This window comes from Citrobacter sp. Ce129 (assembly GCF_030334545.1).
In the GTDB taxonomy this organism is placed as follows: domain Bacteria; phylum Pseudomonadota; class Gammaproteobacteria; order Enterobacterales; family Enterobacteriaceae; genus Citrobacter; species Citrobacter europaeus.
The window spans coordinates 62,813-82,596 of record NZ_JAOWDS010000051.1; the positions used below are offsets into that span (position 1 = coordinate 62,813).

General features: G+C 54.1%; 17 protein-coding genes. 10 read left to right on the forward strand and 7 right to left on the reverse strand.

Features of this window, described 5'->3' with window-relative positions; genetic code table 11:
* Positions 1 to 293 precede the first annotated feature (293 nt).
* Entirely contained in the window at positions 294 to 554 is a 261-nt protein-coding gene (gene ybiJ, locus OGV77_RS02370; protein WP_003831561.1) for a DUF1471 family protein YbiJ, read from the forward strand.
* A 96-nt stretch (positions 555 to 650) separates the two neighbouring features.
* On the opposite strand, the gene OGV77_RS02375 is transcribed toward ybiJ, so the two are convergent.
* The 5 genes from OGV77_RS02375 to OGV77_RS02395 all read right to left on the reverse strand — a co-directional run bounded on the left by OGV77_RS02375 (position 651) and on the right by OGV77_RS02395 (position 8,032).
* Positions 651 to 1,736: a malate/lactate/ureidoglycolate dehydrogenase gene (locus OGV77_RS02375; RefSeq protein WP_087051512.1), complete on the reverse strand. Its 1,086-nt coding sequence runs from the start codon at positions 1,734 to 1,736 to the stop codon at positions 651 to 653.
* 162 nt (positions 1,737 to 1,898) lie between these two features.
* The gene (gene ybiB, locus OGV77_RS02380) at positions 1,899 to 2,867 is read right to left on the reverse strand and encodes a DNA-binding protein YbiB (RefSeq protein WP_043015689.1); all 969 of its coding nucleotides are present in this window, start codon (positions 2,865 to 2,867) and stop codon (positions 1,899 to 1,901) included.
* A gap of 29 nt (positions 2,868 to 2,896) precedes the next feature.
* Positions 2,897 to 5,047 (reverse strand): ATP-dependent DNA helicase DinG, encoded by a 2,151-nt coding sequence (gene dinG / locus OGV77_RS02385; protein WP_087051513.1) that lies wholly within the window; start codon positions 5,045 to 5,047, stop codon positions 2,897 to 2,899.
* 177 nt (positions 5,048 to 5,224) lie between these two features.
* Positions 5,225 to 6,646, reverse strand: a complete 1,422-nt coding sequence (locus tag OGV77_RS02390) for a DASS family sodium-coupled anion symporter (protein WP_043015687.1) — start codon at positions 6,644 to 6,646, stop codon at positions 5,225 to 5,227.
* A 33-nt stretch (positions 6,647 to 6,679) separates the two neighbouring features.
* Positions 6,680 to 8,032, reverse strand: coding sequence for a class-II fumarase/aspartase family protein (locus tag OGV77_RS02395; protein WP_043015686.1), 1,353 nt, complete (start codon positions 8,030 to 8,032; stop codon positions 6,680 to 6,682).
* Between the two features lie 202 nt (positions 8,033 to 8,234).
* Here OGV77_RS02395 and OGV77_RS02400 point away from each other — a divergent pair, with 202 nt between their 5' ends.
* Positions 8,235 to 8,969 carry a GntR family transcriptional regulator gene (locus tag OGV77_RS02400; RefSeq protein WP_087051514.1) on the forward strand — a complete coding sequence of 245 codons (735 nt, stop codon included), beginning with the start codon at positions 8,235 to 8,237 and terminating at the stop codon, positions 8,967 to 8,969.
* Positions 8,970 to 9,036: 67 nt separating this feature from the next.
* On the opposite strand, the gene rhlE is transcribed toward OGV77_RS02400, so the two are convergent.
* On the reverse strand, positions 9,037 to 10,377 hold the full coding sequence (rhlE, locus tag OGV77_RS02405; RefSeq protein ID WP_087051515.1) for an ATP-dependent RNA helicase RhlE: 1,341 nt from the start codon (positions 10,375 to 10,377) through the stop codon (positions 9,037 to 9,039).
* Positions 10,378 to 10,598: 221 nt separating this feature from the next.
* Here rhlE and cecR point away from each other — a divergent pair, with 221 nt between their 5' ends.
* From cecR to OGV77_RS02430, 5 genes are read left to right on the forward strand one after another with little or no spacing between them, the layout of a single operon-like run.
* A complete protein-coding gene (gene cecR, locus OGV77_RS02410) occupies positions 10,599 to 11,276 on the forward strand; it encodes a transcriptional regulator CecR (protein ID WP_003035216.1) in 678 nt (225 codons plus the stop codon).
* Positions 11,273 to 12,268: a secretion protein HlyD gene (gene hlyD, locus OGV77_RS02415; protein ID WP_047412484.1), complete on the forward strand. Its 996-nt coding sequence runs from the start codon at positions 11,273 to 11,275 to the stop codon at positions 12,266 to 12,268. Before cecR ends, hlyD begins: the two co-directional genes overlap by 4 nt.
* Positions 12,261 to 13,997, forward strand: a complete 1,737-nt coding sequence (locus tag OGV77_RS02420) for an ATP-binding cassette domain-containing protein (RefSeq protein ID WP_043015683.1) — start codon at positions 12,261 to 12,263, stop codon at positions 13,995 to 13,997. Before hlyD ends, OGV77_RS02420 begins: the two co-directional genes overlap by 8 nt.
* Positions 13,990 to 15,123: an ABC transporter permease gene (locus OGV77_RS02425; RefSeq protein WP_043015682.1), complete on the forward strand. Its 1,134-nt coding sequence runs from the start codon at positions 13,990 to 13,992 to the stop codon at positions 15,121 to 15,123. Before OGV77_RS02420 ends, OGV77_RS02425 begins: the two co-directional genes overlap by 8 nt.
* Positions 15,124 to 15,133: 10 nt before the next feature.
* Positions 15,134 to 16,240 carry an ABC transporter permease gene (locus OGV77_RS02430; protein ID WP_008784194.1) on the forward strand — a complete coding sequence of 369 codons (1,107 nt, stop codon included), beginning with the start codon at positions 15,134 to 15,136 and terminating at the stop codon, positions 16,238 to 16,240.
* On the opposite strand, the gene OGV77_RS02435 is transcribed toward OGV77_RS02430, so the two are convergent.
* Positions 16,202 to 16,612, reverse strand: a complete 411-nt coding sequence (locus OGV77_RS02435; protein ID WP_087051516.1) for a YbhQ family protein — start codon at positions 16,610 to 16,612, stop codon at positions 16,202 to 16,204. The two genes, OGV77_RS02430 and OGV77_RS02435, sit on opposite strands and share 39 nt — an antisense overlap.
* 131 nt (positions 16,613 to 16,743) lie before the next feature.
* Between OGV77_RS02435 and OGV77_RS02440 the strand changes: the two genes are divergently transcribed.
* The 3 genes from OGV77_RS02440 to OGV77_RS02450 are packed head-to-tail and all read left to right on the forward strand — an operon-like array spanning position 16,744 to position 19,705.
* A complete protein-coding gene (locus OGV77_RS02440; RefSeq protein WP_047412486.1) occupies positions 16,744 to 17,505 on the forward strand; it encodes an endonuclease/exonuclease/phosphatase family protein in 762 nt (253 codons plus the stop codon).
* Positions 17,502 to 18,743 (forward strand): cardiolipin synthase ClsB, encoded by a 1,242-nt coding sequence (gene clsB / locus OGV77_RS02445; RefSeq protein WP_043015680.1) that lies wholly within the window; start codon positions 17,502 to 17,504, stop codon positions 18,741 to 18,743. The genes OGV77_RS02440 and clsB overlap by 4 nt, the downstream gene beginning before the upstream one ends.
* Positions 18,743 to 19,705, forward strand: coding sequence for a lysylphosphatidylglycerol synthase domain-containing protein (locus tag OGV77_RS02450; RefSeq protein ID WP_087051517.1), 963 nt, complete (start codon positions 18,743 to 18,745; stop codon positions 19,703 to 19,705). Before clsB ends, OGV77_RS02450 begins: the two co-directional genes overlap by 1 nt.
* Positions 19,706 to 19,784: the final 79 nt, after the last annotated feature.

Consider the following 19,784-nt stretch of genomic DNA (forward strand, 5'->3'; position numbering starts at 1 on the left):
TTACCAAAAGCTTTAGCGTATACAATTTCCTTTACGAGCACGCTTTTTTGCACTCTGTGTAGCAAAATGTGCCGTTGTCGGTGTCTCTGTAAAGCGCAATGACAAGAACTGTAAATCCCTCTTTCGAATTTATTAATATTCAATAAGTTATTTGTCATTCAATTTTTTTGATTGATGCCGTCAATTCTATTCGATTTTATCTCGCATAAAAAAACGTGATACTTCTCACATCGACGAAACAACGTCTTCTTAAAGAATACTGACTAACAGAACAACCCTGCGAGAAATTAATCATGAAAAATATCAAATTTGCTGTTGCCGCCATCGCTCTGTCTACCCTGTCATTTGGCGTTTTCGCTGCCGAGCCGGTTTCCTCTACTCAGGCACAAAACATGAACAAAATTGGTGTGGTATCTGCTGACGGCGCCACTACGCTGGACGGCCTGGAAGCCAAACTCGCTGAGAAAGCAAATGCTGCTGGCGCAACGGGATACAGCATCACTTCCGCTATCGGCAAAGATAAAATGAGCGGCACCGCGGTTATCTATAAATAACCGAGAAATTACCTGTACGACCCAATGCTCCAACCCTCATTGACCCTGTTTGTTACCCTTTGTTTGCCCGTCCGCCACTGGACGGGCTTTTTTTGCTTAGTGTTCCAGTCGTTGACGGAACTCCTGTAACACGACGTCTGGCATCCCTATTTGCAGCGCCGCCTCGCAAATCGCTTTCCAGCTCCCGGCATCCAGCGGAATACCTTGCTCCAGCCGTTCCTCACGCGTATTCACCTCCCACTCCCCTGGTAACAGGATCGGGGCACCTTCAGCATGCGGAGACGCTTTCACCCACTCAGCAAATGCCGCAACCTGGTTATCACAGTCCGGCGCGCCGAACAGTTGAGGATTTATAATGATGGTCGTCATGCAGTTAATGATGGCATCCGCGCTGGTCTGCAGGCTTTCTTCATGTGTTGTTTTACCGCCAGAAAGCGCCCCGCCCATAATTTCGCACATCGCCGCCAGCGCATAACCCTTATGTTGGGCGAATGTCAGTAACGACCCCAGCGGAGAAACCTGCATTACGGTAGGATCGGTTGTGGGCACTCCATTTGCGTCAATCAGGCATCCAGGTGCAACCGGTTCGCCCTTATGCCATGCCACACGGGTTTTGCCAAACGCGATGGCGCTGGTCGCATAGTCCAACAACAACGGGAAAGTATTTTTACGCGGGAACACAACGCAGAAGGGATTGGTGCCAAAACGGCTATCGCGGCCATGAAACGGTGCGACCATCGGGATACCTACCACATTCACAAAGTGCACCGAAACAAAACCTGCCGCCGCACATTGTTCCGCCCAGTAGCCAATGCGTCCGATATGGTGCGAATTATGTAATGCCACGGCGGCGATACCGTACTGGCGCGCTTTTTCGATTCCATGCGTGATTGCCTCGTGCGCCGCCACCTGACCAAACGCACAGTCGCCGTCAAACGTTATCACCGCTCCCGCATCTTTGACCACTTTGGCATGACGGTTGATCTGCAGGTGCCCTTGTGAGAATGAGCGAATATAGCTTGGGATCATGCCGATGCCGTGGGAGTCGTGACCAGCAAGGTTAGAGGCTATCAGATGATCTGCCACCAGCCGCGCCTCCTGCTCATTGCTTCCCATCTGATGAAAAACGGCCTGGATAAAGGCGTGCAGCGTTGGCACATGGAAGCGATGTCCACTGTTCATTGTTATCTCCTGTTGTGTCGCGTGTTTGTTGTGTTTCTTATTTTTCAACAAACTATGCTGCGCCACGGCGCTCCGGAGGTCAATAAACGTGCAGAAATTTCACGTTGCTGAAATGAGAGAACCGACAGGCCTGGTAAATGGCCCGTCGGGATAACAAATTAGTTAGAAACTTTGCTCGACGCGGGCAAGTCCTTCAGCCAGTGAGGCGGATTCACCGGTTGCCACCAGGCAGCAGGCCATCTGGATTTTCAACGATGCCGGAACAGGCTCACTGCCCGCCAGACAACGCTCAATCCAGCGCGCGGTGGTTTCCGGGTCTTTTGCTACCGGTAGCGGTACCGGCTCATCAGGCATCTCGCTCTGTCGGTCCTGTAACACTCGCACACCGGATGAATCTATCAGACTTATCTGCGGGCAGCGCTGCGGGTTGGCATACACTTCGCCCTCGGTACCGTGCATCAACAGGCCACGCCCACCGATATCGCCGAAGAACTTCGCCACGCGCGAAACATATTCCGGGTGGGACACGCTGGAAAGACGCAGCGCGGCATCTTCAGCAAACGGCGTGGCTAATTTAGCCAGCGTGTGCGCACTGTTACGCACGCCCATTCGCCAGCGCATCGCCAGCTGTTTCTCCAGCGGAGGACACAGCGCGCTCACCGGGATAAACACCGGCTCATGACCATCCAGCTTTGCCTGCGCCTGCCCGGCATGCAGCGTCGGCGCAATTCCCATCAGCTCGAAAATGGTTTCTGTCAGCACGCGGGTTGGATCCTCGCTGACGCCATGTACCACCACCGGAAAGCCGAGCTTATGCAGTAAAATCGCCAGCAGCGGAGTCAAATTCGCCTGCTTGCGCGCGCCATTGTAACTGGGAATGACAATCGGCATGGGTTTCGCTACCGGCGGAGTCAGGCGAATGGTGTGGTTTTGCATCGCTTCGTAAAAGCCCAGCATCTCCGCTTCGCCTTCGCCTTTAATACGTAGCGCAATCAGTACCCCGCCCATTTCAAGGTCAGGTACGTCGCCGTTCATCATATGGGTATACAATCCGCGAGCAGTATCCTTATCCAGGTCACGCGCGTGATTTTTTCCTCGCCCAATCTCTTTAATGATTTTGCGGTAATCCATCGTTAACTCCTTGCCTATTGCTCGCGTCGTTAACGCCGACGGCGGCGTCTGGGTTTCGCTTTTTCTTTTGGTTTTACTATAACGTCTGGCACAGCAGGTTGCTCTATCGGAAATATGGGTAACGCATTCAGTAAACGCTTGCCATAGTTTTTGGTCAATAAACGCTTATCATAAATAACCACTTCTCCCCAGCAACTATGGCTACGGATGAGTCGCCCTACCTGCTGGATCAAATTGAACGACGCCGCGGGCAGGCTCTGCACCTCGAAGGGGTAGCGGTTCAGGCTTTTCAACCACTCGCCCTCGGTGATCACCACCGGGCTGTCGATAGGCGGAAAAGCAATTTTGTGAATATGCACCTGAGTCAGCAGGTCGCCTTTCAAGTCCAAACCTTCGGCAAAAGATTGCAGCCCAACCAGCACGCTACGCTCGCCGTTGGTCACCCGCTTGCGGTGCAGCTCCACCAGACGATAGCGCGGCTGGTCGCCTTGAACCAGCAACAGTAGGCGCAGATCGGTAACGTGCTCCAGAAAACGCTGCATCGCCCGGCCGCTGGCAAAGAGTACCAACATCCCCTGATGCTTCTTGCTTTCCAGCTGTTCGCGGAAATAGGCGGCCATTTCCGCGATATGCTGCTCTTCGTTTTCAATTAGCGGTTCGTAGCGCATCTGCGGAATGACGATTCTGCCCTGTTCAACGTGATTAAACGGTGAATCCAGCGCAACAAACCGGTCCCCTGCTTTTTCCTTCAGGCCGCTCATTTCCTGCAGACGCGAGAAGCTGTTGAGCGAGCGTAGCGTGGCGGAAGTGACAATAATATGCGGTACGCTGCGCCACAGCAGTCGTTCGAGCTGATCGCTCACGCGGATCCCCACGCAGTGAAACCAGACGTGGATCTGCCCGTCACGCACCTCGCGCGTCGCCCATTTACTCACCGGCGCGCCCGATGATTGCGCGAGCGATGCCAGCCGCCACAATTTGCTTTGTGCCTCAAACATGCCCAGCGCCCGATTCATCTGCAAAATAACCCGATGCAGACGCACAATATCGTGAGTGCCGGTTTTTTCGCTGAGATCGTTGAGGAACAGTTCCGCCAGACCGCGCAGCATTTCCGTTAGTTTTGCCAGACGCTGACAAATCTCCATCACTTCCGCAGGTAGCTCCCCCATCGCGAAGCGGTGTTCCGCCTCCTGAGTAGCGGGCATGTACAGATTAAGAATGTTATTGAGCGAGGAAATCAGCTCATACAGTTCCTCACAGTGACCATTCAGACGCTCGGCATTCGCCAACGGAGGCGTGGTTTTTGGCCGAAACTGCTCCAGGCAGGTAGCCACTAATTTGCAAAACAGATCCAACTGCAGTCGGTACCAGGGGGCGCTGATTTCTGCGCTCATCTCCAGCGCATCGCGCGCGACGTCGGGCAAATGGTGGCCTTCATCAAGCACCAATAGCAGGTTTTTCGGCTCCGGCAAAACGGCTTCGCTTTCCATGGCCGCCATCACCAGCGCGTGGTTGGCAACCACCACTTCGGCTTCCTGAATCTCCCTGCGGGCAACAAAAAAAGGGCATTCACGATAGTAGTGACAGTTACGGTTCAGACAGCTGGCTTTATCAGTGCTCAGGCGTTGCCAGAGTCCGTCGTCGATAGCGATATCGGTGTGATCGCGCAGCCCGTCCCACTTGTAGCTGTCGAGATCGCCTTTTAGCCTGGCGCAGCGCTTTTGTTCTTCCTGGTTATTGGGCGTCAGATCGTCGTCGAGAAAGGCCAGTAGATCCTGCTGATTGGGTTCGGTACTGGCCAGCGCCGCTAAGTTACGCGGACAGACATAGCGTCCGCGACCAAACGCGGCGGTAAAACGCAGGTCAGGGATAATTTTGCGTAGCAGCGGTAAATCTTTGCTGTAGATCTGATCCTGCAAAGCGACGTTGGCGGTACTAACCACCAGCGTTTTTTGTTCTTCACGCGCTATGGCAATACCGGGAATCAGATAAGACAGAGTTTTCCCCACCCCGGTCGGCGCTTCAATCGCCAGATGTCGCCCTTCTTCCCCGGAGAGTGTTTTCGCAACGTCAGCAATCATCTGCCGCTGCGGCGCACGGGGGATAAAGTCGGGGATCTGTTCCTGAAGCGCCTTATACCAGGCGGCGATTTGCGCTTTTAACGCAGCCGTTAGTGCCATGAGAAAACCTGAAGTACTGTATAAACAGCCACTATTGTGGCACATTTCAGTCGTTGAATGTACCTTTTTCCCCCATTCTGGAAAGCGCTTCGCAGCTTTGACTTAAATTTCCGGATGGCGGCTTACATGCTATCCGGCCTACAGCCAGGTTCATTGCAGGCCGAATAAACGTGTCGATTAATAGTACCCCAGCAGCTTCCACCACAGCATGCCCACGGCAAAAATGATGATCACATTTGCCGTCACCACGCAGAGGTTAATCTTGTAAAAGCGCGGCCGTTCAAAATAGCCCTGGGCAAAATAAATAGGGCCAGGTCCGCCGCCATACTCGGTATTCCCCCACATCAGGTTACTAAAGATACCGAAGCAAATAGCGACCATCATCGGCGGCGCACCTGCAGCGATCGCCGTGGCCGCGAAAGGGGCATACAGCGCAGCCACGTGCCCGGTAGCCGTAGCAAAGAGATAATGGACGTAAATGTAAAGGATCCCCAGGACAATAAAGGACTCGATCGCGCCAAACCCTTGAATACCGCTGCCTAGCTTTACGGTCATCCATTTAATAAAGCCCAGATCGGCAAGTCCGGTCGCCAGACTAATTATGACGCTAAACCAGATTACCGTATCCCATGCCGCATGGTCATTAAGCAGGCTTTTCCAGCTAACGGCACCCGAGGCGAACAGATAAGCAGCCAGCCCCAGTCCGACAGATGTGGCAGACAATCCTGTAATCAAGCTAGTGCCCCAGCCAACCAGCGCCAGCACAAACCCAAACGCAACCTTTTTCTCATTGCTGCTCATCGAACCGAGTTCACCGAGCGCCTGTTTACCCATCGCTTTTGCCTCTGGCGTACGCTTAAGCTCGGGATCCAATAACTTGTAAACCAGAAGTGGCATCAGGCAGAAACAGACCATCGCAGGGACCACTGCGGAAATAAACCATCCGCCCCAGGTTATCTCTATACCCAATGACGATTTAGCCAGACTGGCTACCAGCGGATTCGCCGCCATCCCGGTGAGGAAAATCGCCCCGGTAATCGGCGTAAACTGGAAGCACACCATGGTTAAGAAATCGCCAATGCGCTTGCCAGTAACCCCTGGTGCGGAACCCAATACATCATTGATTGAACGAGTGATGGGAAAAATAATGCCCCCGGACCGCGCGGTTACTGACGGCATTGCCGGGGCCATAATCAGATCGGAAACCCCCAGTGAGTAAGCGATACCCAGGCTGCTACCGCCAAAGAGCGATAACATTTTATACGCGATACGTTTCCCCAGTCCTGACGTTACAAACCCCAGAGACAAGACGTAGGCACAGAAAATGAGCCATACCGTACCGGACGCAAACCCTGACAGCGCCTTTGCCTCTGGTAATGTTTTGGTGAAAATAACCACACAAAGTGCAACCAACATCACCGCCCCCGAAGGGAGCGGCTGAGTAAGAATGGCGGCAATGGTCGCGGCAAATATCGCGAACATATGCCAGGCCTGAGGCGTCAGACCATCAGGTACGGGATAAAACCAAACGATCGCGCCTATCGCCAGCGGTATCAGGAACGACAGAATGGATTTTCCCGTGACAGAATTTGTTGACATAAAAATATCCTTATTCCGTTAGCCCGAGAACGTTCATTTCCGCGACATATATCTTGCTAATACCTGATCCACCATCGCCGGTGCCATTCCAAGGTAATTTGCCGGGTCGGTCAGTTTTTCAATCAACTGTGGGTCCAGTCGTTCAGAGACAGAGGGCATCGCATTCAGCACATCAGCCAATCGCCCACCCTGTTCGTTGACGATACGGCAGGCGTCGTACACCACGTCATGTGCATCCTGACGACCGATGTACGGGGCCAATCCCATCATGACTGCCTCAGCTACAATCAATCCGTTGGTCATACCGAGGTTACGTTTCATCGCCGCTTCATCGACCACCAGCCCCGCCAGCATAAAATTGGCCTGATGCAACGCCCCCGCGCTGAGAACGAAACTTTCCGGGATGGCAATCCATTCGGCATGCCACGGCCCGGTTGCACGCTCCAGATCTTGTACCATCGCATCAAGCATCAACCCTGCCTGTTGGCGAACACCTTTGGCACACGCCAGCATCAGCTCGCTGGAAATAGGGTTGCGTTTCTGCGGCATGGTACTGCTGGCGCCACGCCCTTTAACAAACGGCTCATACAGCTCACCAAACTCGTTAGCTGCCAGCAGCATTACGTCGTAGGCAATCTTACCCAGCGACCCGGTAATCACCGCTAACAGGTTCACCGCTTCGGCAAAACCATCACGCGCGACGTGCCAGGTGGAGGTTGGAACATTCAGACCAAGCTCTTCCATCATCGCTTTTTGTACCGCCAGCCCTTTATCCCCCAGCGATGCCAGCGTACCGGCCGCCCCCGCAAATTCGCCAACCAATACACGAGGACGCGCCTGGGTAAGACGTTCCGCGTGGCGTTCAAACATATCCAGCCAGATGGCCGCTTTGTAACCGAATGTCACCGGCAAAGCCTGTTGTAAATGGGTTCTCCCGGCCATCGGCGTATCACGGTAGCGGCGTGAAAGATCGGCCAGCGTGGCGCGGAGTTTGTCCATATCGGATTCAATGAGCGCAAAAGCATCACGAATTTGCAGGACCACTGCGGTGTCCATAATGTCCTGAGTGGTTGCCCCCCAGTGCACATAACCGCCGGACTCGCCAGCCTGTTTAGAAATCTGGTGGACCAGCGGTAGGATCGGATAACCCACAATTTCGGTTTCATGGCGCAATAAATCAAAATCGAGCGTGTCGGCATTACATTTTTCAGCAATTTCCACCGCAGCAGCCTCGGGTATCACACCGCAGCGTGCCTGGGCTTTGGCTAATGCCACTTCCACTTCCACGTATTTGCGCACCAGTTCGCGATCGTCAAACACCGCGCGCATCGCCGGTGTACCGAAAGAATCCCTGAACAGAACAGAATCAAGTACATTCGAAGCCATAAATCCCCCTGGAAAATCTGATAATGATAAGATGCGTGTTTACGGCAGTTTGTTGAATGTCCAAACGCCGCCATAATGTCCAGACATAACAAAATGTCCGTACATTTAAATGTACGGACATTTATAGTATTCATAAGAAATGTAGGGAATAGTCCGTACAAATTTTCGTGATAAAGATCACTAATATTTTGATGAAACTGCGATGAAAGAATCTCTGTACAAGCGAATAGCACGTGAACTGGCGCAGCAAATTGCGGTGGGAACCTTCGCCCCCGGCTCGCTGTTTCCTACGGAAATGGAACTGTGCGAAACATGGCAGGTCAGCCGCCACACCATGCGTGAGGCGTTAAGGGAATTATCAGAGCAAGGTCTGATTTCACGGCGTAAAGGTGCGGGTACTCGCGTTTGCGAACCTAAGGCGAACGGCGTCAATCACCCGCTATCGCATCTTGAGGATCTGTTGCTGCTGGCCAAAAACAATCTGCGCGTCATCAAGAAAATCGATGAGATTGTGGCGGACATAGAGTTGTCCCAGATGATTGGCTGCCCGCCAGGTTCTCGATGGCTGCACATTGCCAGCACTCGCGAAGATGCGCACAACCCCGACGCGCCAATCTGCTGGACGGACAGCTATGCCAGCACGGATTACGCCAAGTTGCGCACGTACATCCGTGACGATCCACACTCATTAATCAGCGATTTGATCGAAACGCATTACGGTATCAAAAGTCATGAGGTGCATCAGACCATTACGGCTGTCGGAGTGCCCAAAAAGGTGGCAAAGATTCTCAATGTAGCGCCTGATTCGCCAGCGATGAGAATTGTGCGTCGTTATCTTGACAGGGACGGGAAAGTATTTGAGACGACGATTTCGATTCACCCGGCAGGACGATATACCTGCTCGATCGTGCTGAAATCGCAAAGTTCGGGGGAGTGATTGACCTATCCGGCTTACACAGTGTGTAGACCGGATAGCGTGTTTATACAGCCATACAGTAAGGGAATTACTGCGCTGTAGACGGTTTGCGCGGACGGCGCGGTGGACGAGGCTTGTCGCCTGCCGGTTTGCCTTCGCCGCTACGCAGTTTCGCTTTTGGCGCACCGCCATCCTGACGACGCGGCTGTTGGCCACGCCCTGCTCCACCCTGACCACGGCCGCCGCCACGCTGCTGGCGACCATTCTGGATCGGCTCGGCTTTGATGGACGGGTCTGGCTCATAGCCTGGCGTTGCAATACGCGGGATCTCTTTTTTCAGCAGCTTCTCGATGTCGCGCAACAGCTTATGTTCATCGACGCACACCAGAGACAACGCTTCGCCAGTAGCGGCCGCACGACCGGTACGACCAATACGGTGCACGTAATCTTCCGGGACGTTTGGCAACTCGTAGTTCACCACATGCGGCAATTCTTCAATGTCCAGGCCGCGCGCGGCAATGTCGGTCGCCACCAGCACGCGAATATCACCGGATTTAAAATCAGCCAGTGCACGCGTACGCGCTCCCTGAGATTTGTTGCCGTGGATCGCCGCGCTGCGGATACCGTCTTTATTCAGCTGTTCCGCCAGATGGTTCGCACCGTGTTTGGTACGGGTAAACACCAGCACCTGCTGCCAGTTGCCCTGACCTATCATCTGCGACAACAGTTCGCGTTTACGCTTCTTATCTACGAAATGAACGTGCTGAGTCACCTGCTCGGACGCGGTATTACGACGCGCCACTTCGATTTCCAGCGGATTGTGCAGCAGCTTTTCGGCCAGCGACTTGATATCGTCAGAGAACGTGGCTGAGAACAGCAGGTTCTGACGTTTTGCCGGCAATTTCGCCAGAACGCGACGAATGTCGTGAATAAAGCCCATATCCAGCATGCGGTCAGCTTCATCCAGCACCAGGATTTCAACCTGATCCAGTTTCACCGCATTCTGGTGCTCCAGATCGAGCAAACGACCCGGAGTGGCAATCAGCACATCCACGCCGCCACGCAGCTTCATCATCTGCGGGTTAATACTGACGCCGCCGAAAACCACCAGCGAGCGAATATTCAGATACTTACTGTAATCACGGACGTTTTCGCCAATCTGGGCTGCCAGTTCGCGGGTTGGCGTAAGGATCAGCGCACGAACCGGACGACGGCTTTTACCATGCGGCTGATGAGTAATCAGGTGCTGCAACAGCGGCAGGGTAAAACCTGCCGTTTTCCCCGTGCCGGTCTGGGCGCTGGCCATCAGATCGCGGCCTTCCAGCACGGCAGGGATCGCCTGCTGCTGAATAGGGGTAGGTTCACGGTAACCCTGCTCGGCAACGGCACGTAAAATATCAGGGTTTAAACCAAGGGAATCAAAAGACATAACAACTCCGAACCACCCTGACCGTTACCGGTGTCGTTTTCAGGGAGATACATATAATAGAGATGACAAAAACCACAATGTCATGAAGGGGCGGAGTGTAGCAGTTTTTGTGATGTGCCGCATAAATTATCCCTGTCCAGGAAAATAACGGTCTGGACTGGACAAGGTTGCACATCAGTCATAATCTTAATCAATCGATTGATTAAGATTAGAGTTGTGCCATGAATACACCCACCATGACAACCAAAGGTGAACAGGCGAAAAATCAGCTCATTGCCGCCGCGCTGGCGCAGTTTGGCGAGTATGGTCTACATGCCACCACGCGCGATATCGCCGCTCAGGCCGGGCAAAATATTGCGGCCATCACCTACTATTTTGGCTCAAAAGAGGATTTATATCTCGCCTGCGCCCAGTGGATTGCAGATTTTATCGGCTCACAGTTTCGCCCGCACGCTGAAGAAGCCGAGCGTCTGTTTGCGCAGCCGGAGCCTGATCGCGGCGCTATGCGCGAACTGATCCTGCGCGCCTGCAAAAATATGATCATGCTGTTAACTCAGGACGACACCGTTAACCTGAGCAAATTTATCTCGCGTGAACAGCTTTCCCCCACCGCGGCTTATCAACTGGTGCACGACCAGGTTATCAATCCGCTGCATACACACCTGACACGCCTGATTGCCGCCTATACCGGCGGCGATGCCAACGATACCCAAATGATTCTGCACACCCACGCCATACTCGGCGAAGTGCTGGCCTTTCGTCTGGGGAAAGAAACCATTCTGTTGCGTACGGGCTGGTCACAATTTGATGAGGATAAAACCGCGCTGATTGACCAAACGATCACCTGTCACATCGATCTTATTCTGCAAGGTTTAACGCAAAGGAGTCTGGAGTCATGAAAAAACCTGTCGTTCTCGGGCTGGTCATCGCGGCCCTCGTTGCCGTGATTGCCGGTGGAACGTGGTGGTATCAAAGCCGGCAAGATAACGGCCTGACGCTGTACGGCAATGTCGACATCCGTAGCGTCAACCTGAGTTTTCGCGTCGGCGGCAGGCTGGCCTCGCTGGCTGTTGACGAAGGCGATGCGATTACCGCCGGTCAGGTGCTGGGCGAACTGGATCGCGCGCCGTATGAAAACGCATTAATGCAGGCAAAAGCCAATGTTGCCGCTGCGCAGGCGCAATACGATCTGATGCTGGCAGGATATCGCGAAGAAGAGATCGCGCAAACCGCGGCGGCTGTCAAACAGGCGCAGGCGGCCTATGATTACGCGCAGAACTTTTACAATCGGCAGGTAGGATTGTGGAAAAGCCGCACCATTTCCGCCAACGATCTGGAAAACGCCCGTTCATCACGGGATCAGGCGCTGGCCTCACTGAAATCCGCGCAGGATAAGCTCACGCAATATCGCAGCGGTAATCGTGTACAGGACATCGAACAGGCAAAAGCCGCGCTCGAACAGGCCCAGGCCGAGCTGGCGCAGGCAGAGCTTAATTTGCATGACACCACGCTGACCTCGCCGTCAGATGGCACGCTTCTCACCCGTGCGGTTGAACCCGGCAGCATGCTGAACGAAGGGGGCACGGTACTGACGCTGTCGCTCACGCGTCCGGTATGGGTTCGCGCCTACGTTGACGAACGAAATCTGAGCCAGGCGCAGCCAGGACGAGAAATCCAGCTCTATACCGATGGTCGCCCGGACAAACCGTATCACGGTAAAATCGGCTTCGTATCCCCTACCGCCGAGTTTACGCCGAAAACGGTTGAGACCCCTGACCTGCGCACCGACCTGGTTTATCGACTGCGAATTGTCGTCACCGACGCGGACGATGCGCTACGCCAGGGAATGCCGGTAACAATTAAGTTTGCCGATGAGGCACGGCATGAATGACGCCGTCATTACGCTTAAAGGGCTGACGAAAAACTTTGCCGGAATGGAAAAACCGGCTGTCGCCCCACTCGACTGCACCGTCCATGCGGGCTACGTGACCGGACTTGTCGGACCCGACGGCGCGGGCAAAACTACGCTGATGCGAATGCTGGCGGGGTTGTTAAAACCCGATGCCGGAAGTGCTGCGGTGATTGGTTTTGATCCCATCAGAGACGACAGCGCGCTGCATGCAGTGCTCGGCTATATGCCGCAGAAATTTGGTCTGTATGAAGATTTGACGGTCATGGAGAACCTCAATCTCTATGCTGATTTGCGCAGCGTCACCGGTGAAACGCGAGAAAAAACCTTTGCCCGGCTACTGGAATTCACCTCGCTGGGGCCGTTTACCGGACGACTGGCTGGCAAGCTTTCCGGTGGCATGAAACAGAAGCTCGGGCTTGCCTGTACGCTGGTCGGCGAACCCAAAGTATTGCTGCTGGATGAGCCAGGCGTCGGCGTCGACCCTATTTCCCGTCGCGAACTGTGGCAAATGGTCCACGAACTGGCCGGGGACGGCATGCTGATCCTCTGGAGTACATCCTATCTGGATGAGGCTGAACAGTGTCGTGATGTGCTGCTGATGAACGAAGGGGAATTATTATACCAGGGCGATCCCACTCAGCTTACGCAAACCATGGCGGGTCGCAGCTTCCTGATGAGCAGTCCGCAGGAAAACAACCGCCGGCTGCTGCAACGCGCATTAAAACTGCCGCAGGTCAGCGATGGGATGATTCAGGGGAAATCAGTCCGTTTAATCCTGAAAAAAGAGGCTACAGCTCAGCAGATTCAACGCGCTGACGGCATGCCGGAGATAACCATCAACGAAACTGCGCCGCGCTTCGAAGATGCTTTTATCGATTTACTCGGTGGGGCCGGAACATCAGAGTCCCCGCTGGGGGCTATCCTGCATACCGTGGAAGGCACGCCTGGCGAAACGGTGATCGAGGCCAAAGCGCTGACCAAGAAATTTGGCGATTTTGCCGCTACCGACCACGTAGACTTTGCCGTGCAGCGCGGCGAGATTTTTGGTCTGTTAGGACCCAACGGCGCCGGTAAGTCTACCACGTTTAAAATGATGTGCGGCCTGCTGGTCCCCACTTCCGGCAAAGCGCTGGTGCTGGATATGGATCTGAAAGTCAGCTCCGGCAAAGCGCGTCAGCATCTGGGCTATATGGCGCAGAAATTCTCCCTGTATGGCAACCTGACGGTTGAACAGAATCTGCGCTTTTTCTCCGGTGTCTACGGCCTGCGCGGTCGGGCGCAGAAAGAGAAAATTGACCGTATGAGCGAGGCATTCGGCCTGAAGAGCATCGCCTCCCACGCCACCGACGAATTGCCGCTGGGCTTTAAGCAGCGTCTGGCGCTGGCCTGCTCACTGATGCATGAACCCGACATTCTGTTCCTTGATGAACCCACTTCCGGGGTCGATCCCCTCACCCGCCGCGAGTTCTGGTTGCATATCAACAGCATGGTGGAAAAAGGCGTCACGGTGATGGTGACCACCCACTTTATGGATGAGGCGGAATACTGCGATCGCATCGGGTTGGTGTATCGCGGCAAACTGATTGCCAGCGGTACGCCGGACGACCTGAAAGCTCAGGCTGCCGACAGCGACACGCCGGATCCGACCATGGAGCAGGCGTTTATTACGCTAATCAATGACTGGGATAAGGAGCATACGCATGAGTAACTCCGCTCTCTCCTGGCGTCGCGTACGTGCGCTGTGCGTAAAAGAGACGCGCCAGATCGTCCGCGATCCCAGCAGTTGGCTGATTGCGGTGGTGATCCCGCTGCTGCTGCTGTTTATCTTCGGCTACGGGATCAACCTCGACTCCAGCAAGCTGCGGGTAGGGATTTTGCTCGAACAGCAAAGCGAAGAGGCGCTGGATTTTACCCATACTATGACCGGTTCGCCCTATATTGACGCCACCATCAGCGATAACCGTCAGGAACTGATTGAGAAAATGCAGGCCGGACGCATTCGCGGGCTGGTGGTGATCCCGGTGGATTTCGCCCAGCAGATGGCGCGGCCCAACGACGTGGCGCCGATCCAGGTGATTACCGACGGCAGTGAGCCGAATACCGCCAACTTTGTGCAGGGTTATGTCGAAGGCATCTGGCAAATCTGGCAGCAACAGCGGGCGGAAGATCGTGGAGAATCGTTCAAGCCATTGATCGATGTGCAGACCCGCTACTGGTTTAACCCGGCGGCCATCAGCCAGCACTTTATTATTCCTGGGGCAGTAACCATCATAATGACGGTCATTGGCGCCATCCTCACCTCATTAGTGGTGGCACGCGAATGGGAGCGCGGAACCATGGAAGCGCTGCTGTCTACCGAAGTCACCCGCGTCGAACTCCTACTGTGCAAACTGATCCCGTATTACTTTCTGGGCATGCTGGCGATGCTGCTGTGTATGCTGGTATCGGTGTTTATTCTTGGCGTGCCCTATCGTGGCTCGTTGCTGATCCTGTTTTTCATTACCAGCCTGTTTCTGCTCAGTACGCTCGGTATGGGGTTGCTTATTTCCACCATCACTCGCAACCAGTTTAACGCCGCGCAGGTCGCGCTGAATGCCGCCTTCCTGCCCTCGATTATGCTGTCGGGTTTTATCTTCCAGATAGACAGCATGCCCGCGATTATTCGGGCGGTGACCTACATTATTCCGGCTCGTTATTTCGTCAGCACCCTGCAAAGCCTGTTTCTGGCGGGAAATATTCCGGTAGTGCTGATTGTCAACGTGCTGTTTTTAATCGCTTCGGCAGTAATGTTTATCGGCCTGACGTGGCTTAAAACCAAACGTCGGCTGGATTAAGGGGACGGGCATGTTTCATCGATTATGGACATTAATTCGCAAAGAGCTGCAATCGCTGTTACGCGAACCGCAGACGCGAGCCATTCTGATTTTACCGGTGCTGATTCAGGTTATCCTGTTCCCGTTCGCGGCAACGCTGGAAGTCACCAACGCGACTATCGCTATCTATAACGAAGATAACGGTAAACATTCGGTGGAGCTCACCCAGCGCTTCGCCCGCGCCAGCGCCTTTACGCATGTTCTGCTGCTGAAAAGTCCGCAGGAGATCCAGCCCACCATCGACACGCAAAAAGCCCTGCTGTTGGTGCGTTTCCCGGCTAACTTTTCGCGTAATCTGGATACCTTCCAGCAGGCTCCCATGCAGATTATCCTCGACGGACGTAACTCCAACAGCGCGCAAATTGCCGCTAATTACCTGCAGCAAATCGTTAAGGAGTATCAGCAGGAGCTAATGGACGGCAAGCCGAAGCCGAATAACAGCGAGCTGGTAGTGCGTAACTGGTATAACCCGAATCTGGATTATAAATGGTTTGTGGTTCCGTCGCTGATCGCCATGATCACCACTATCGGCGTAATGATCGTCACCTCGCTCTCGGTTGCCCGCGAGCGCGAGCAAGGCACGCTGGATCAACTGCTGGTTTCCCCGCTTACCACCTGGCAGATTTTCATCGGCAAAGCGGTGCCTGCGTTAATTGTGGCAACTTTTCAGGCCACCATTGTGCTGGCGATCGGCATCTGGGCTTATCACATCCCATTTGCCGGTTCACTGGGGTTGTTCTATTTCACGATGGTAATTTACGGGCTGTCGCTGGTCGGCTTTGGTCTGCTGATTTCATCGCTGTGCGCCACCCAGCAGCAGGCGTTTATCGGGGTGTTTGTGTTTATGATGCCAGCGATTTTACTCTCGGGCTATGTTTCACCGGTCGAAAACATGCCGGTCTGGTTGCAGAATCTGACGTGGATAAACCCAATCCGTCATTTTACGGACATCACCAAACAAATTTACCTGAAGGATGCGAGTCTGCAGATTGTCTGGGGAAGTTTGTGGCCGCTATTAGTGATAGCGGCCACGACCGGCTCAGCGGCGTATGCGATGTTTAGACGCAAGGTGATGTAGCTTTTTGTCTTTCGCCAGCAGCGAGACCACGGCGGGTCCGGCAAGGATCACCAGCCCCGCCAGTGCCAGCAAGACGTTATTTTGCAACACACGCGACAGCAGCCACAGTACGATCATCGCGGCACCGAAATACCACGTGGTAGTCAGCTCTTCCAGCACGTCAGCGACGTCGAGCCAGCGCTGTTCATGGTGACGTTGCAAGGCCAGCATTAATAAAACCGTTACGCCGTAAACGACGCATAATCCCAGGCCGACGCGCACCAGCGTGCCGCTCATCCAGCCCATTACCAGCAACGCCACTACCAGTAAATGCAACACTATCTGCCAGCAACTTAGACCCGTTGCGACACGAACACGTTGTTGCCACCTCATGGCTATTCTCCTGAAGGATTTTCGACTAATTGTTCAGAGTACCGGACTTTACGGAAAATTCCGCAACACCGCATCTTTTTGTGACGACGACTACACTATTTTATTTAGGAAGTGACGCCATCGGGAGGCTCATGAGCGGATCGGGAGTTCAATTTTCATTCAATGTGCTCACCATTAATACTCACAAAGGGTTCACCGCCTTCAACCGGCGTTTTATTTTGCCTGAGCTACGGGAGGCTGTCAGAACGGTTGGTGCAGACATTGTGTGTCTGCAGGAAGTCATGGGCGCGCACGAAGCTCATTCGTTGCATATTGAGAACTGGCCGGATACCAGCCACTACGAATTTCTGGCGGACACGATGTGGAGCGACTTCGCCTACGGGCGTAACGCCGTATACCCGCAGGGACATCACGGTAATGCGGTGCTGTCGCGGTATCCCATTGAGCATTATGAAAATCGTGATGTTTCCGTCGGCGCGAGTGAAAAGCGCGGGGTCCTTTACTGCCGAATCGTACCGCCAATGCTCTCCCACCCCATCCATGTGATGTGCGTGCATCTCGGTTTGCGTGAAGCTCACCGCCAGGCCCAGCTCGCTATGCTGGCAGACTGGGTCAACGCCCTGCCCGACACGGAGCCCGTGGTGATCGCCGGAGATTTTAATGACTGGCGGCAAACGGCCAATCGCCCGTTGAAAGCCAGGGCCGGCCTTGATGAGATTTTTACCCGCGCCCACGGTCGCCCGGCGCGAACCTTTCCGGTGCAGTTTCCCCTGCTGCGTCTGGACAGGATCTACGTGAAAAACGCCAATGCCAGTACCCCAACGACGCTGGCGCTGCGCCACTGGCGACATTTGTCCGATCATGCCCCACTGAGTGCGGAGATTCATTTATGAAATATGGCTGGCGTGAAGGCAATCAAATACAACTGCTGGAAAACGGCGATCAATTTTATCCCGCCGTCTTTGAGGCCATTGAGCAGGCGCAGCAAAAAATTATCCTCGAAACCTTTATCTGGTTTGAGGATGCGGTCGGAAAACAGCTGCATGCCGCGCTACTCGGGGCCGCCCAGCGAGGAATCAAAGCAGAGGTGCTGCTGGATGGCTACGGCTCGCCGGATCTTAGCGACAGTTTTGTCGAAGAGCTCACCGTAGCCGGCGTTGTTTTCCGCTACTACGATCCGCGTCCACGTTTGTTTGGAATGCGCACCAATCTCTTTCGCCGTATGCATCGCAAAATTGTGGTCATTGATGATCGTGTTGCCTTTGTCGGCGGCATCAATTACTCCGCTGAACATATGTCTGATTACGGCCCTGAGGCCAAGCAGGATTACGCCGTGCGTGTTGAAGGTCCAGTCGTTGCTGACATTCTGAATTTTGCACTGGAAAACCTGCCCGGGCAAAGCGCCGTACGCCGCTGGTGGCGACGTCATCACCGGGCAATCGACAATCATCGTCCCGGCGAAGCGCAGGCGCTGTTCGTCTGGCGCGATAACGAAGAGCATCGCGATGATATTGAACGCCATTATCTGAAAATGCTGACCCAGGCCCGGCGGGAAGTGATTATCGCCAATGCCTATTTCTTTCCCGGATATCGCCTGCTGCATGCCCTGCGTAAAGCAGCGCGGCGCGGCGTTCGGGTAAAGCTCATCGTGCAGGGCGAACCGGACATGCCGATTGTAAAAGTGGGCGCCCGCCTGTTGTATAACTATCTGGTCAAGGGCGGCGTCCATGTCTATGAATACCGTCGTAAACCTCTGCATGGCAAAGTAGCGCTGATGGACGATCACTGGGCGACGGTGGGCTCCAGCAATCTCGATCCGCTGAGCCTGTCGCTGAATCTGGAAGCAAATCTGATTATTCATGACCGCACATTTAACCAGACCCTGCGTGACAACCTGAATCCCATTATTGCCAAGGACTGCAAGCGGGTTGACGAATCTATGCTGCCAAAACGCACCTGGTGGAACCTGACAAAGAGCGTACTGGCCTTCCACTTCTTACGCCACTTCCCGGCGCTGGTCGGCTGGCTGCCGGCGCATACCCCGCTTCTGGCCGAGGTAGAGCCGCCCGCACAGCCCGCTCTGGAAACCCAGGACCGTATACAAACTGAGGATGCAGGAGGGAAAACCTGATGACAAAAAACCACCGACGCTGGCGGTCAGCGAAAAAGATCCTCACATGGCTTTTTTTTATTGCGGTGATCGTATTGCTGGTCGTTTATGCCAGCAAGGTCAACTGGCAGGAAGTGTGGACGGTAATCCGCGATTATAACCGGATTGCCCTGCTCAGTGCCGTGGGGCTGGTGATCGTCAGTTATTTACTTTACGGCTGTTATGACCTGCTCGGGCGCTACTACTGTGGGCACAAGCTGGCAAAACGCCAGGTCATGCTGGTGTCGTTTATCTGTTACGCCTTCAACCTGACGTTAAGCACCTGGGTGGGCGGTATTGGGATGCGCTATCGGCTCTACTCACGTCTCGGGTTGCCGGGGAGCACAATTACCCGAATTTTTTCACTGAGCATTACCACCAACTGGCTGGGCTATATTCTGTTGGGCGGTTTTATTTTTACTTTCGGCGTCGTCGAACTGCCCGCGCACTGGTATATCGATGAAGGTACGCTGCGTATCTTAGGCATTGCGCTGCTGTTGATAATTGGCGTTTATCTGTGGTTTTGCGCCTTCGCTAAACATCGCCACATCACCATCAAGGGCCAAAAACTGGTGCTACCCTCCTGGAAATTTGCCCTCGCACAAATGGCAATATCCGGGGCTAACTGGATGGTAATGGGGGCGATTATCTGGTTGTTGCTGGGTCAGAATATTAACTATTTCTTCGTGCTGGGCGTGCTACTGGTGAGCAGTATTGCCGGCGTTATCGTACATATTCCGGCGGGAATTGGCGTGCTGGAGGCGGTGTTTATGGCGCTGCTGGCAAGAGAGGACACGTCTCAGGGCACGATCATTGCCGCGCTGCTCGCGTATCGCGTGCTGTACTATTTTATTCCGCTACTGCTGGCGCTGGTGTGTTATTTGCTGCTGGAGAGTCGGGCGAAAAAGCTGCGGGTAAAAAACGAGAAGGCGATGGCGAAATGATTTGCCGGATGCGGCTTAACGCCTTATCCGGCCTACTTTCGATACACAACTGTAGGCCGGATAAGCGCAGCGCCATCCG